Here is a 13,647-nt window from a genome sequence, read left to right as displayed (position 1 = left end):
CCCGATCAGCCGAGATCGGTGGCGAAAAGGTCGTCCTCGGTCTCGCGCCGGACAAGCACCCGGGACTCACCGTCGCGGACCGCGACGACCGGGGGCCGCAGGGCGTGGTTGTAGTTGGAGGCCATCGAACGGCCGTAGGCACCGGTGCCCGGGACCGCGATCAGGTCCCCGGGAGCGATGTCGCCGGGCAGGAACTCGTGCTTGACCACGATGTCGCCGGCCTCGCAGTGCTTGCCAACGACGCGGCCGAGCACGGGCCCGGCCGACGAGGACCGGCCCGCGAGGGTGGCTGAGTAGTCGGCGTCGTAGAGAGCCGTGCGAATGTTGTCGCTCATCCCGCCGTCGACGCTCACATACGTGCGGGTCACGCCGCCGTCGAGGGCGACCTCCTTGACCGTGCCGACCGTGTAGACGGTGCACATCGAGGGCCCGACGATGGCGCGGCCCGGCTCGATCGAGAGGTGCGGCACCGCGAGGCCGAAGCCACGGCACTCGTGCTCGACGATCGCGGTGAGCTCCTCGGCCAGGGCCTTGGGCGTCGAGGGGTCGTCCTGGGTGGTGTAGGCGATGCCGAAGCCACCACCGAGATCCATCTCGGGCAGCTCGGTGCCGAGCTCGTCCCGGATCCGCGCCTGCAGCGCCAGCACCCGCCGGGTGGCCACCTCGAAGCCGGAGGAGTCGAAGATCTGCGACCCGATGTGGGAGTGGAGCCCGCGCATCTCGACGTTCGGAGCGTCCAGCAACCGGCGTACGGCCTCGAAGGCGTCGCCGGACGAGATCGAGAAGCCGAACTTCTGGTCCTCGTGGGCGGTGGCGATGTATTCGTGGGTGTGGGCCTCGACGCCGGCGGTCACCCGCACCATCACCTTGGCGGTGATGCCGGTCTCGGCGGTGATCGCGGCGACCCGCTCGACCTCGTCGAAGGAGTCGACGATGATCCGTCCGACGCCCGCGACGATCGCGCGACGCAGCTCCATCGGGGTCTTGTTGTTGCCGTGGTAGCCGATCTTGGCCGGGTCCACCTCGGCGCGCAGCGCGACCGAGAGCTCACCGTTGGAGCAGACGTCGAGGCAGAGCCCCTCCTGCGCCACCCAGCGCGCCACCTCGGTGCACAGGAACGCCTTGCCGGCGTAGTAGACGTCGTAGCCCGTGAAGGCGTCACGGAACGCGCGGGCACGCTCGCGGAAGTCGGCCTCGTCCAGGACGTACGCCGGGGTGTTGATGTTCGCGACCAGGTCGGGCACCGCGACACCCCCGACGGTGAGGACACCGTCGGTCTTCTCGGCCGTCGCCGACCACAGCGCCGGCACGAGGGCGTTGACGTCGTCGGGGGTCTTCAGCCATACCGGGGAGGTGCCGGTGAACGAGCCCGGCGAAGAGTGGGAGGTCATCACATACGCTCCGGAGCCGAGACGCCGAGCAGCCCGAGGCCGTTGGCGAAGACGGTGCGGGCGGCGGAGACGAGCGCCAGCCGGGCCAGGTTGACGGGCGCCACCGGCTCGTCGCCCTTGGGCAGCATGCGGCAGTCGTCATCGTCGTACCAGCGGTGGAAGATGCCGGCGGTGTTCTCCAGATAGCGGGCGACCCGGTGCGGCTCGCGCAGCTCGGCGGCGGTGGCGACCACGCGCGGCAGCTCGGCCAGCGCACGCAGCAGCTCGCCCTCGCGCTCGTGGGTGAGCAGCTCCGGATCGAAGGTGTCGAGGTCGATCTGCATGCCCAGGTCGGCCGCGTTGGCCATCATCCGGCAGGTGCGCGCGTGGACGTACTGCACGTAGTAGACCGGGTTGGCGCTGTCGGCCTTGGCCCACAGGTCGAGGTCGATGTCGATGTTGGAGTCGCTGGAGTAGCGCGCCAGCGCGTAGCGGGCCGCGTCCACCCCGATCGCCTCGACGATGTCGTCGATGGTGACCACGGTGCCGGCACGCTTCGACATCCGCATCGGCTGGCCGTCCTTGAGGAGGTTGACCATCTGGCCGATCAGGATCTCTAGGTTCTCGTGGGGCGTGTCGCCGAAGGCTGCGCACATCGCCATCATCCGGCCGACGTAGCCGTGGTGGTCGGCGCCCAGCATGATGAAGCAGCGGTCGAAGCCGCGCTCGCGCTTGTCGAGGTAGTAGGCGAGGTCGCCGGAGAAGTAGGCCCCCTGGCCGTCGGCCTTGATGACGACGCGGTCCTTGTCGTCACCGAACTTCTCGGTCGCCAGCCAGATCGCGCCGTCCTTCTCGTAGACGTTGCCGAGCTCGCGGAGCTTCTCGATGGCGCGGTCCACCGCTCCGGACTTGTGGAGGTTGTCCTCGTGGAAGTAGACGTCGAAGTCGACGTTGAAGTCGTGCAGGCTCTGCTTGATCTCGGAGAACATCAGGTCGACGCCGATCGCACGGAAGACCTCCTGCGGGTCTTCACCGTCGAGCGCGCTCGGCTCCTTGGCCAGCACCTGCTTGGCGATCTCCTCGATGTACGCCCCGCCGTAGCCGTCCTCGGGCACCGGCTTGCCCTGCGCCCAGGCCAGCAGCGAGCGCGCGAAGCGGTCGATCTGGCCGCCGTGGTCGTTGAAGTAGTACTCCCGGGTGACCTCGGCGCCGGACGCCTCCAGCACGCGACCCAGCGCGTCCCCGACCGCTGCCCAGCGGACGCCACCGAGGTGCAGCGGGCCGGTCGGGTTGGCGGAGACGAACTCCAGGTTGATGTTGTGGCCCTTGAAGGCCTCGTTGTTGCCGTACGCAGCCCCGGCGGCGACGATCTCGGCCGCCAGCTTGCCCTGGGCACCGGCCTCGACGGAGATGTTCAGGAAACCCGGACCGGCGATCTCGACGTCAGCGATCCCGTCGGTCGCCTTCAGCTTCTCCGCAACCTGCTCCCCCAGCGCACGCGGGTTCATCCCCGCCTTCTTGGCCAGCTGCAGCGCCACGTTGGTGGCATAGTCGCCGTGGCCCTTCTGCCGGGGTCGCTCCACCGTGACAGTGCTCGGAACGCCGTCGGGAAGGGTGATCGCACCCTCATCGACGAGCGCGGTGAGGACATCGACGACCGCGGTGGAAAGCTGCTCAGGAGTCACGAGGTCCAGCGTATAAGCGCCAGTCGGTTTCACCGTTATCCGTCCCAGCCTGTAGGGTTCCATTCGCACTGCTAGAGCAGTGCATCGCCTCCGTAGCTCAGGGGATAGAGCGCCGGTTTCCGGTACCGTAGGCCGCAGGTTCGATTCCTGCCGGGGGCACAGATGAGACCGCTGGGTGACCAGCGGTTTCTCTCATTTTGGCGCGGTTGTCGAGGATCGGCTCCACGGCGAGCACCGCGATGACGGCGAGGGTCGCGGCGATGGCCACTCCCACCTCCCCGGCGCGGACGATCACGACGACCGCTGCGGCCGTCACGACGTACGGACGCAGGAACGTGCACGGTCCCATGATGGTCGCGGAGGCGAGGTATCTCAGCTCCCAGCGCAGGATCCCGTACGCCGCCAGCGCGAGCAGCACGATGGCCGCGAACGGGACGATGACCAGCAGGAACAAGTTGGCGGCGGAGACGTACGCCTGGAAGCCGTGACCGCGGAAGAGGTCGATCGCGAGGACAGCAGCGGCCGGCAATGACAGCAAAGGGAACAGACGAAGCCCGCGGAGCATGCCCACGCGGTCCTCATGAACGTGGTCGACCAGCCCGCTGCGTCCCTGCGCGGACCGGAACCCGCTGAAGGCGGCGTCGAGGAGGCCAAGCAGCACGAGGACGACCAGGCTCATCGGTGCACCCCCACGAGAGGACGGAGTACGTCGAGCGCCTTCGGATGCCAGCGCGAACCCTCGCGCACCTCGATGGCGTAGTCGGGCGCACCACGGCCTGCGGCCGCCAGCAGCGTCTCGGCCGGATGGGCCCGGCGTGCCGACATCACGCCGTCGTGGCGTGAGACGGCCTCGCGCATCCGTGCCTGGTGGAAGATCCAGGCACCCATCGTCGACCACAGGCATGGCGCGATGTCCCAGTGCACGAACGCCGCGACTCCCAGCCGCGCCTGGGCGGCGAAGAACCCCTCCAGGTCCTCCGGCGCGAGGTGGTGCATGAGTCCGCTGGACACGACCACGGTCCGTGCTCCGTCCTCGATGACGACGCCCGGCTCGAACGCGTCACCCGAGACGAACCGGCAGTCCAGTCCTTCGATCGTGGCGAGTCGCGAGGCCTCGGTGACGAGCGTGGTGTTGAGGTCGACCCCGACCAGCTCGACATGCTCAGGGAGCTCCCCACGAGCCGCGATCGACCGCAGCACATGCCCGAGCCCACAGCCGACGTCGACCACCCGTACCGGTTCGACACCGACAGGAAGCAATGTACGTACAACCGACGCCACCCGCCGGCCCAGCTGTAGCTCGTCCCCCAGCCGCTGCAGCTCACGATGAATCCGCAGCCCAAGCGCGTCGGTCGCGTCCGCGTCGAGGAAACCGTCCCGCTCAGGCAGCAGGGAAACCGTCCGTGCCGCCCGCGACTGCCCGCGCGATCGCAGCAGCGCGACCGCCTCCGCCCGAACCACCGGCTCACCTGAATCCGACCAGAGCAGGTCGGTGATCTCCAACGGTCCCTCGCGCATGGCAGAAGTGAAACCCATGCCGGATCCTGGCGCGGGTCAGACGCCCTCGGCGAGGGTATGGGCGACGAGAGCGTTGGCGTGACCGTGCCCGAGGGCGTACTCGCTCTTCAGCATGCCCACGAGCTCCATGTGCTTGGTGATCCCGCTGTCGCGGATGATCTGCTGCCACTCCGCGATCGGGCGGCCGTACTTCTTCTCGATGGACGGGAAGTAGGCGGCGGGGCCCTTCACCTGGTCGGTCATCTCTGGTCTCCTTGGGTAAAACGTGGCGACGATCGCCACACGCCTACGCGTCGAACAGAGCATGACCGCTTCGACACGGACCACAACAGAAATTCGGGAGACCCACGTGACCAGCTATCCCCCAGCCCCTTGGCACATGCACGGATCGATGTGGCTCTCGGTCTACCGGCTCGCTCACGACGTCGACGAGCGGCACCCGAAGGGGATCTACGCCGTCGCCCTGGTCGACTACACCGAACCGAGCCCGCTGACCTACCACGAGCTCCTCTCCGCCCGCGTGATCACCGCGTCCAACGGGAAGAAGGCGGTGAGCGTCGTCGACATCTGGGTGGACTCCCCCGACTCCGTGGCCGGTGGCCGTACGTTGTGGGCGATCCCGAAGGGGCTGGCCAAGTTCAGCGGCGGGTCGTCCACCAAGGGACCGCTCGCGACCCACTCCTGGGAGACGAGCCACGACGACGGCCCGATCGCGACCGCCAGGTTCACCGATGTCACCCAGCTCGCCCCGCGCCTCCCCATGGTGGGCAACGTCGAGCAGCCGGGCATCGAGGAGCACCCCGACACCGCCTGGCTCACCATGAAGGGCGGCGCCAAGCTCCTGCCCGCGCGCGGCACCTGGACCTTTGACCCCGACGGCCCGCTCGCCTACCTCCGCGACGCCGCCAAGCTTGGCTCCTTCCGCGGCAAGGGCTTCGAGATCTCCTTCGGCTGAGCCTTCGACCCAGGCTTCGACTGCGCGAGAGTGTCGGTGGTCGCAGGTAGCGTCGAGGGGCATGAATGCACTCCACATCGACTACCTCGAGCTCGCGGTCACCGACCTCCCGAGCTCCCGCACCTTCTACGAGTCCGCCTTCGGCTGGTCCTTCAACGACTACGGCGGGATGTACGCCGGGATCGTCGGGCCCGACGGCAAGGACGAGAACGGCGGGATGTACGCCTCCGAAACCCCCGTCGCCCCGCTCCCGTTGATCCGCACGACCGATCTGGAGGCCGCGGTGGCGGCCGTCGAGAAGGCCGGCGGGACGATCGCCGAAGCGCCCTACGACTACCCCGGCGGGCGCCGGTTCATCTTCACCGATCCGTCCGGAAACCGGCTCGGGGTCTACCAGCCCGCTGAGTAGCCCCGATATCTAAGGCTCGACCGGATTACCGGGAGCGCCCTAGACTCCGACCGCATGACCGACGCTACGCCGGCTCTGCTCGCGTATCTGTCCCGGTGGCTCGATGAGTCCCAGGGCGATCGCGACGCGGAAGCCGTTCTCTGGGGGAGAGTCGCGAAGGTGAGCGAAGAGGCTGGCGAGGCAATCGCCGCACTCATCGGAGCCACCGGCCAGAATCCCCGACTGAACCCTTTTTTGGGAAACACCCACAGCTACGACGATGTCGTCGAAGAGCTCCTCGATGTTGCGATCACCGCGATGACCGCGGTCGAGCACATGACCGGCAACGAATCCAGGTCGCTCGGCCTCTTCCACGAGAAGGTCGGCGCCGTCGCCGAGCGCGCCGGCGCTCCGACCTAGGGCGAGTCCTCAGGACTTCCGCTTCGCGGCCTTCCGCTGAGCGCGAAGCCTGCGCTCCTCGGCGTACATCGCCTCGGCCTCCTCGAGCGTGGGGGCCGAGCCGCCGTACGCCTTCGGCAGCCACCACGAGCCCGGGGGCTGCTCCTCGGCGGGGTGCGCCTTGATCAGCCGGTCGAGCATGCCCTCCATCTGCGCCTTGAGCGCCGCGGTCTCGGCGGCCGGGTCCTCCCCGGTCACCGGCAGCGGCGGGCCGATCTCGATGCCGACGGTCTTGTGGCGCGACAGGTCGACCTTCTGACCCTTCGTCATGATCCGCTGGGTGCCCCACAGCACGACGGGGATCAGCGGGACGCCGGCGTCAGCGGCGATGCGTACGGTTCCGGTCTTGAGGTCCTTGATCAGGAACGAGCGCGAGATGGTGGCCTCGGGGAAGATCCCGACGACCTCACCGTCCTGGAGGTAGTCGACGGCCTTCTTCATCCCGGCCGCGCCGTAGCTGCGGTCGATCGGGATGTGGTGGAACGAGCGCATCACCGGGCCGCCGACGGGGTGGTCGAAGACCTCCTTCTTGGCGATGAACCGGGTCAGCCGGCCGCGCTCCGCACCGGGGAACCCGGCCATGACGTAGTCGACGAAGGAGAGGTGGTTGATCGCCAGCAGGGCACCACCCTTCTCGGGGATGTGCTCCGCGCCGGTCATGTTGATCTTGATGTCGCCGAGCTTGAACCAGGTGCGAGCCGCGGCGATCGTGACCGGATAGCTGATGTCCATGGGGCGAATCGTGTCACGTCGGCGCGAACGCCGCCCGACTAGCCTCGCCGGTGTGAGCACCCTTTACGTGACGACCACCGACGGACTCCGGCTGGCCGTCACCGACTTCGGGTCTCCTGACGACACCCGCCCGACGCTGGTCTGCGTCCACGGCTATCCCGACAACGCCAGCGTCTGGCTCCCGCTGGTGAGGATCCTCGGCAGCGAGCTGCGGATCGTGACCTACGACGTACGCGGCCACGGCAGCTCGCAGGCTCCGGCCACGCGCGAGGGCTATCTGATCGAGCAGCTCAACGCGGATCTGCAGTCCGTCATCGACGCGGTCAGCCCGTCGGCGCCGGTGCACCTGCTCGCCCACGACTGGGGCTCGACCCAGACCTGGGAGGCGGTCGCGGGCAACGTGCCGTCCGAGCGGATCGCGTCGTTCACGTCGATCTCGGGGCCGAGCCTCGACCAGACCGGGGCCTGGCTGCGTACGCCCGCACGGACCGCCCGCGGCGTCCTCGAGCGTCTCAAGCAGGGCGCCGAGTCGACTTACATCGGGTTCTTCCAGGCACCCCTGCTCCCCGAGCTCGCCTGGCGCTCGGGGTTCCTCGACCGGATCGTCGGCGGCTCGGCCGTGGACCGCACCCAGGCCGACCGGATCAACGGCCTCGAGCTCTACCGCGCCAACGCGATCGCCCGGATGGGGCGTCCGCAGCCGCGGCCGGTCACCATCCCGGTCCAGGTCATCACCCCTACCGGTGACGTCTACGTCAGCCGCGCGCTGGCGACCGAGGCCCCGCAGCCGTACGTCGCGGACCTGACGATCCGCGAGGTCGCCGGCTCACACTGGGTGGTCGCCGATCATCCAGAGCGGATCGCGCCGCTGGTGCGCGACTTCATCGCCGCGCACGAGTGACCTCAGCCGCGGCAGCCGCGGTTGAGCCGGCCGTCGTTGCGAGCGTCCTTGCCCATCGCCCGGGCCGCCCCGACGTTGGGGAAGACGACGCTGGCGGCGCCGGCGTTGCCGATCCCGCCGGGAACGACGCAGGTGCGGATCTTCCCCGGGTTGATCGCGGCAACCGCGTTGGCGAGCTGGTAGAGGTCGCGGCCGGAGAGGCCGGTGGTGTGCATCTTCTTCATCACCAGCGAGACGCCCTTGGCCTTGAAGCCGATGTCGTACTGCCGGGCGACGATCTTGCGGTGGATGCCGCGAATGACCCGGGACTGGTTGGCCGAGCGGTCGAAGTCACCGCCGGGCAGCGTCTTGCGGGCCCGCGCGAAGTCGACCGAGTGCGGGCCGCTGATGTGGATGCGGCCCTTCTTGAAGCCGTAGCGCGCGACGTACGGATCGCTGAAGGCGCGCGGGTTGTCGACGTCGACGCCACCGATCCCGATCACCATGTCGCTCATGCCGGAGAAGGAGGTGACGAAGACGTACTGCGGCTGCACGCCGACCAGATTGCCGACGGCGCGGCCCATCAGCTTCGGGCCGCCGTAGAGCAGCGCCGAGTTGATCTTGTCGCGCCCGTGGCCGGGGATGTTGACGTAGGAGTCGCGCGGGATGCTGATGTCGGTCGCATAGCCCGAGGACGGGTTGAAGCCGATCAGGTGCAGCGCGTCGCCGCGGCTGCGGGTGACCTTCTGGCCGGGGCGGGCGTCCGAGCCGACCGCGAGGACCCAGATCGTGCCGCCCTTGCGGGTGAACTTGGCGACGTCGAGCCCCTTGGCCCACTTGGTCGCGATCAGCTCGGCGCGCGGCTCGGCGACCTCGGGGTCGGGCACCAGGACGGCGGTCAGCGCGAGCACCACGCCCAGCGCGAGCGTGGTCAGGAGGCGGCGGCGTACGAGCGTCGTCAGGCGGCTCATGACTTGTCTCCCGAGGGGCTGGGCGAGGCGGAGGGCGACGAGGACGGGTTCGGCGCCAGCTTCTCCTCGCGGGTGATGTTGAAGCCGAAGACGGCCCAGGAGGTCTTGGTCGGCACCATGTCCAGCGTGCCGCGGACGGTCTGGCGCGACGCGCGCTCCCCCGTGGTGTCGTAGACCAGCCGCACCCGGGCGACCGCGCCAACCGGGTAGTTGTTGTTGGCCAGCAGATCGACGTGGACGTCGCTGGCGACCACCTCGACCCCGTCGATGTGGGGAGCGATCGTGGCGTTGCTCATCTGGGTCATCTGCTTGCCCGCCTGGGCGATCGTGACCTTGGAGAAGCCAGGAAAGGACTTGGCCGTGAAGGTGGAGGTCTCGCGTGGGTAGTCACCACCGACGTACGCGGCCTGCAGCCATCGGTCGACGACCTTGGCCACGTTGGCGGAGACCGCCTGGTGCCGGCTCTTGGGGAACTTGCCCTGCACGTGGACGACCTTCGCGGCCGACTTCACCGTGGGCGCGGGGGTCGGCGACGGGGAGGACGAGGCGGCCGGCTTGTCGGGCTCGCCGCCGCATCCGGTGAGCGCCAAGGTGCTGCTCAGGGCCGCCGCCGTGAGTGCCGTTGCGACGCGCGGAAGGCGCCTCGTACTGCTGCTCGTCATGTGGGGAATCCGCCTCATAGACCTGCTCCGGGACCGGGCCACTGTACGCATACCGACCCGGGTTGCAAGTACACCCGGTAGGTAACGCAAGATGTGGGACGGATTACATCCTGTCCACAGGGAGAGCCTGCATCGGGCATTTGCGTGTTCGTGGGGATAGCCTTGCCAGTGGGCAACCCATTTCTTACAGTGCGAAAATTCGGAAGAGGCGAATCAAGCCGTGTCCTCAGGCACCCCGTCCCCCAACACTGCCGATATCCCAGCGGAATTCGGCGCCAACGAGTGGCTGGTCGAGGAGATGTACGACCAGTACACGAAGGATCCCAGCAGTGTTGACCCCGTGTGGGTGAAGTTCTTCGAGACCAACGGACAGCCTGGCGCGTCGCCGAACGGCGCCGCGGCCCCGGCGACGCCCGCCGCCGCACCCGCCGCCAAGGCTCCGGTCTCCCCCGCGCCGGCCACCGCGCCCGCGCCGACCACCCCTGCCTCCGCTGAGGCGCCGGCGGCCAAGGCGGCCCCGGCCCCCAAGGCCAAGCCGCGCCCGGCCGCGCAGGCCGCCGAGCCCGCCAAGGGCACCGCGACGCCCACTCCCAAGGACGCCCCGAAGCCGACCGCCGTCGCCGTCACCGACGAGCCGACCTACACCACGCTGCGCGGCATCCCCGCCGCCACCGCCAAGAACATGGACGTGTCGCTCTCGGTGCCGACCGCGACCTCCGTGCGCAACATGCCGGTCAAGCTGCTGTGGGACAACCGCACGGTCATCAACAACCACCTCAAGCGCGCCCGCGGCGGCAAGGTCTCCTTCACCCACCTCATCGGCTACGCCATCATCAAGGCGATCAAGGCGATGCCGGCGATGAACAACACCTACGCCGAGGTCGACGGCAAGCCGACCCAGGTGACCCCGCCGCACATCAACCTCGGTCTGGCCATCGACCAGCAGAAGAAGGACGGCACCCGCCAGCTGGTCGCGCCGTCCATCAAGGGCTGCGAGCTGATGGACTTCGCCGGCTTCTGGACTGCGTACGAGGACATCGTCCGCAAGGCCAAGGACAACAAGCTGTCCATGGCCGACTACTCCGGCACCACGGTCAGCCTGACCAACGTCGGCGGCATCGGCACCAACAACTCGGTGCCGCGGCTGATGCAGGGCCAGGCCGCGATCATCGGCGTCGGCTCGATGGACTACCCGCCCGAGTTCCAGGGCGCCTCCCCCTCGAAGCTCGCGCAGAACGCGGTCTCGCGGATCATGACGATGACCTCGACGTACGACCACCGGGTCATCCAGGGCGCCCAGTCCGGCGAGTTCCTGGCCACCGTCCATCGGCTCCTGCTCGGTGAGAACGAGTTCTACGACGAGATCTTCGCGTCGTTGCGGATCCCGTACGAGCCGATCCGCTGGAACCAGGACATCGACACCACCCACGACGACCAGATCTCCAAGCAGGTCAAGGTCGGCGAGATCATCCACGCCCACCGCGTGCGTGGTCACATGATGGCCGACACCGACCCGCTGGAGTACAAGCAGCGTTCGCACCCCGACCTGCAGATCGAGTCGCACGGGCTGACCCTGTGGGACCTCGACCGCGAGTTCCCGGTCGGCTCCTTCGCCGGCGGCCGCAAGCCGTTTATGAAGCTGCGCGAGATCCTCGGTGTCCTGCGTGACTCCTACGTCCGCACCACCGGCATCGAGTACATGCACATCCAGGACCCCGAGCAGCGCCGGTGGATCCAGGACCGCGTCGAGCGGCCCTACGACAAGACCCCGCGCCAGGAGCAGCTCCGGATCCTGTCGAAGCTCAACGAGGCCGAGGCCTTCGAGACCTTCCTGCAGACGAAGTTCGTCGGCCAGAAGCGGTTCTCCCTCGAGGGTGGCGAGACCGCGATCCCGGTCATCGACGAGGTCTGCGAGGCCGCTGCCGAGGCCGGTCTGGACGAGGTCACCATCGGTATGGCCCACCGTGGCCGCCTCAACGTGCTCGCCAACATCGTCGGCAAGTCCTACAACCAGATCTTCCGCGAGTTCGAGGGCAACATCGACCCGCGCACGGTCCAGGGCTCCGGCGACGTGAAGTACCACCTCGGTGCCGAGGGCGAGTTCCTCTCCGACCTGGGCGACACGATCAAGGTCTCCGTCGCCGCCAACCCGTCCCACCTCGAGACCGTCGACCCGGTCCTGGAGGGCATCGCCCGCGCCAAGCAGGACGTGCTCGACCAGGGCGCGGTCTTCCCGGTCCTGCCGCTGCTGGTCCACGGTGACGCGGCCTTCGCCGGCCAGGGTGTGGTCGCGGAGACGCTGAACCTGTCCCAGCTGCGTGGCTACCGCACCGGTGGCACCGTCCACCTGGTCATCAACAACCAGGTCGGCTTCACCACCTCGCCGGGCTCGTCGCGCTCCTCGCTCTACGCCACCGACGTCGCCCGGATGGTCCAGGCGCCGATCTTCCACGTGAACGGCGACGACCCGGAGGCCTGCGTGCGCGTCGCGCGGCTCGCCTTCGAGTACCGCCAGGCGTTCAACAAGGATGTCGTCATCGACCTCATCTGCTACCGCCGCCGCGGTCACAACGAGGGCGACGACCCGTCGTTCACCCAGCCGATGATGTACGACCTGATCGAGCAGAAGCGCTCGGTCCGCAAGCTCTACACCGAGTCGCTGATCGGTCGTGGTGACATCACGATCGAGGAGGCGGAGCAGGTGCTGGCCGCCTACCAGGCTCGCCTGGAGCAGGTCTTCACCGAGGTGCGCGAGGCCGACAAGATGCCGCAGGCCTGGGAGACCGTCCCGGACTACCCGGAGAAGCCTGTCGGCGAGACCGTCACCGCGATCACCAACGATGTGTTGAAGCGGATCGCGGATGCGTACGTCACCCCGCCGGACGGCTTCACGGTCCACCCGAAGGTGATGCCGCAGCTGCAGCGTCGCGCGACCCAGATCACCGACGGCGGCATCGACTGGGGCACCGGCGAGACGCTGGCGTTCGGGTCGCTCCTGATGGACGGGCGCCCGGTGCGTCTGGCCGGTCAGGACTCGCGTCGCGGCACCTTCGTGCAGCGCTTCGCGACCATGATCGACCGCAAGAACGCCGACGAGTGGACGCCGCTGAACAACCTCACCGAGGACCAGGCGAAGTTCTACGTCTACGACTCGCTGCTCTCCGAGTACGCCGCCCTCGGCTTCGAGTACGGCTACTCGGTCGCACGGCCGGACTCGCTGGTCCTGTGGGAGGCGCAGTTCGGTGACTTCGTCAACGGCGCCCAGTCGGTGATCGACGAGTACATCTCCGCAGGCAAGACCAAGTGGGGCCAGGACTCGGGTGTCGTGCTGCTGCTGCCGCACGGCTACGAGGGTCAGGGTGCCGACCACTCCTCGGCGCGCATCGAGCGGTTCCTCACGCTGTGCGCCGACGAGGCCATGGTCGTGGCGCAGCCGTCCTCGCCGGCGTCGTACTTCCACCTGCTGCGTACGCACACCCTCGGCGCCGAGCACCGGCCGCTGATCGTCTTCACCCCGAAGTCGATGCTGCGCCGCAAGGAGGCCGCTTCCCAGCCGGCCGACTTCACCTCGGGTTCGTTCCAGCCGGTCATCCCCGACACCGAGACGGACGCCTCGAAGGTCAGCACCGTTCTGCTGGTCTCCGGCCGACTGACCTGGGACCTCACGGTCGAGCGCAAGAAGCGGAGCCGCGAGGACGTCGCGATCGTCCGCGTCGAGCAGCTCTACCCGTGGCCGACCGAGGAGCTCGCCACCGAGCTCGCGAAGTACCCCAACGCGAAGGTCAAGTGGGTCCAGGACGAGCCCTTCAACCAGGGCCCGTGGCCGAGCTACTACCTCAACGTGGTCCCCGAGCTGGGCCGCGAGGTCGAGCCGATCACCCGCCCGGCCTCCTCGACCACCGCCGTCGGCACCATCAAGCGGCACACGGTCGAGCAGAAGGAGCTCATCGACCGCGCCTTCTCCTGATCCCCGGATCAACCCCAATGCCGAGTCGGCGCGTTCTAACGCGCCGACTCGGCATGGTTT

General features: G+C 68.4%; 13 protein-coding genes and 1 tRNA gene. 7 read left to right on the top strand and 7 right to left on the bottom strand.

Annotated features, from left to right (window positions below; translation table 11 throughout):
• Positions 1 to 5 precede the first annotated feature (5 nt).
• Positions 6 to 1,391, bottom strand: coding sequence for a diaminopimelate decarboxylase (gene lysA / locus ABTW65_RS08850; RefSeq protein WP_350659667.1), 1,386 nt, complete (start codon positions 1,389 to 1,391; stop codon positions 6 to 8).
• Positions 1,391 to 3,055 (bottom strand): arginine--tRNA ligase, encoded by a 1,665-nt coding sequence (gene argS, locus ABTW65_RS08845; RefSeq protein WP_350659666.1) that lies wholly within the window; start codon positions 3,053 to 3,055, stop codon positions 1,391 to 1,393. Before argS ends, lysA begins: the two co-directional genes overlap by 1 nt.
• Before the next feature lie 86 nt (positions 3,056 to 3,141).
• Between argS and ABTW65_RS08840 the strand changes: the two genes are divergently transcribed.
• Both ABTW65_RS08840 and ABTW65_RS08835 read left to right on the top strand, forming a co-directional pair.
• A tRNA-Arg gene (locus tag ABTW65_RS08840) sits at positions 3,142 to 3,214 on the top strand.
• A 101-nt stretch (positions 3,215 to 3,315) separates the two neighbouring features.
• Entirely contained in the window at positions 3,316 to 3,543 is a 228-nt protein-coding gene (locus tag ABTW65_RS08835) for a hypothetical protein (RefSeq protein WP_350659665.1), read from the top strand.
• A gap of 187 nt (positions 3,544 to 3,730) precedes the next feature.
• Here ABTW65_RS08835 and ABTW65_RS08830 read toward each other — a convergent pair whose 3' ends face one another.
• Positions 3,731 to 4,591 (bottom strand): class I SAM-dependent methyltransferase, encoded by an 861-nt coding sequence (locus ABTW65_RS08830; protein WP_350659664.1) that lies wholly within the window; start codon positions 4,589 to 4,591, stop codon positions 3,731 to 3,733.
• Between the two features lie 18 nt (positions 4,592 to 4,609).
• Positions 4,610 to 4,816, bottom strand: a complete 207-nt coding sequence (locus tag ABTW65_RS08825; RefSeq protein WP_350659663.1) for a DUF4287 domain-containing protein — start codon at positions 4,814 to 4,816, stop codon at positions 4,610 to 4,612.
• 106 nt (positions 4,817 to 4,922) lie between these two features.
• Between ABTW65_RS08825 and ABTW65_RS08820 the strand changes: the two genes are divergently transcribed.
• The 3 genes from ABTW65_RS08820 (at position 4,923) to ABTW65_RS08810 (ending at position 6,336) form a co-directional block, all read left to right on the top strand.
• Complete coding sequence (locus ABTW65_RS08820; protein ID WP_350659661.1) at positions 4,923 to 5,528, top strand: acetoacetate decarboxylase family protein; 606 nt, start codon at positions 4,923 to 4,925, stop codon at positions 5,526 to 5,528.
• 61 nt (positions 5,529 to 5,589) lie between these two features.
• Complete coding sequence (locus ABTW65_RS08815) at positions 5,590 to 5,937, top strand: VOC family protein (RefSeq protein ID WP_350659660.1); 348 nt, start codon at positions 5,590 to 5,592, stop codon at positions 5,935 to 5,937.
• A gap of 54 nt (positions 5,938 to 5,991) precedes the next feature.
• Complete coding sequence (locus tag ABTW65_RS08810) at positions 5,992 to 6,336, top strand: MazG-like family protein (RefSeq protein ID WP_350659659.1); 345 nt, start codon at positions 5,992 to 5,994, stop codon at positions 6,334 to 6,336.
• Positions 6,337 to 6,345: 9 nt separating this feature from the next.
• Here the strand turns inward: ABTW65_RS08810 and ABTW65_RS08805 are convergent, their stop codons facing one another.
• Positions 6,346 to 7,107 (bottom strand): lysophospholipid acyltransferase family protein, encoded by a 762-nt coding sequence (locus ABTW65_RS08805; RefSeq protein ID WP_350659658.1) that lies wholly within the window; start codon positions 7,105 to 7,107, stop codon positions 6,346 to 6,348.
• A 52-nt stretch (positions 7,108 to 7,159) separates the two neighbouring features.
• Here ABTW65_RS08805 and ABTW65_RS08800 point away from each other — a divergent pair, with 52 nt between their 5' ends.
• A complete protein-coding gene (locus tag ABTW65_RS08800) occupies positions 7,160 to 8,008 on the top strand; it encodes an alpha/beta fold hydrolase (RefSeq protein ID WP_350659657.1) in 849 nt (282 codons plus the stop codon).
• Positions 8,009 to 8,010: 2 nt separating this feature from the next.
• Here the strand turns inward: ABTW65_RS08800 and ABTW65_RS08795 are convergent, their stop codons facing one another.
• A complete protein-coding gene (locus ABTW65_RS08795) occupies positions 8,011 to 8,958 on the bottom strand; it encodes an LCP family protein (protein ID WP_350659656.1) in 948 nt (315 codons plus the stop codon).
• Entirely contained in the window at positions 8,955 to 9,620 is a 666-nt protein-coding gene (locus ABTW65_RS08790) for a hypothetical protein (RefSeq protein ID WP_350659655.1), read from the bottom strand. Before ABTW65_RS08790 ends, ABTW65_RS08795 begins: the two co-directional genes overlap by 4 nt.
• Before the next feature lie 220 nt (positions 9,621 to 9,840).
• On the opposite strand from ABTW65_RS08790, the gene ABTW65_RS08785 reads away from it, so the two are divergent.
• Positions 9,841 to 13,587, top strand: a complete 3,747-nt coding sequence (locus tag ABTW65_RS08785) for a multifunctional oxoglutarate decarboxylase/oxoglutarate dehydrogenase thiamine pyrophosphate-binding subunit/dihydrolipoyllysine-residue succinyltransferase subunit (RefSeq protein ID WP_350659654.1) — start codon at positions 9,841 to 9,843, stop codon at positions 13,585 to 13,587.
• Positions 13,588 to 13,647: the final 60 nt, after the last annotated feature.

It is taken from the genome of Nocardioides sp. NPDC127503, assembly GCF_040302165.1.
Taxonomy (GTDB): Bacteria; Actinomycetota; Actinomycetes; order Propionibacteriales; family Nocardioidaceae; genus Nocardioides.
The sequence above is the reverse complement of the archived record's forward strand: the minus strand, read 5'-3'. Positions and strand labels throughout refer to the sequence as shown.

Excerpts from the sequence above, each read along its gene's own strand:
- ABTW65_RS08810 (WP_350659659.1), top strand. The coding sequence starts at position 5,992 with ATGACCGACGCTACGCCGGCTCTGCTCGCGTATCTGTCCCGGTGGCTC.
- ABTW65_RS08815 (WP_350659660.1), top strand. The coding sequence starts at position 5,590 with ATGAATGCACTCCACATCGACTACCTCGAGCTCGCGGTCACCGACCTC.
- ABTW65_RS08825 (WP_350659663.1), bottom strand. The coding sequence starts at position 4,816 with ATGACCGACCAGGTGAAGGGCCCCGCCGCCTACTTCCCGTCCATCGAG.
- lysA (WP_350659667.1), bottom strand. The coding sequence starts at position 1,391 with ATGACCTCCCACTCTTCGCCGGGCTCGTTCACCGGCACCTCCCCGGTA.
- ABTW65_RS08795 (WP_350659656.1), bottom strand. The coding sequence starts at position 8,958 with ATGAGCCGCCTGACGACGCTCGTACGCCGCCGCCTCCTGACCACGCTC.
- ABTW65_RS08805 (WP_350659658.1), bottom strand. The coding sequence starts at position 7,107 with ATGGACATCAGCTATCCGGTCACGATCGCCGCGGCTCGCACCTGGTTC.
- ABTW65_RS08835 (WP_350659665.1), top strand. The coding sequence starts at position 3,316 with ATGGCCACTCCCACCTCCCCGGCGCGGACGATCACGACGACCGCTGCG.
- ABTW65_RS08790 (WP_350659655.1), bottom strand. The coding sequence starts at position 9,620 with ATGACGAGCAGCAGTACGAGGCGCCTTCCGCGCGTCGCAACGGCACTC.
- ABTW65_RS08830 (WP_350659664.1), bottom strand. The coding sequence starts at position 4,591 with ATGGGTTTCACTTCTGCCATGCGCGAGGGACCGTTGGAGATCACCGAC.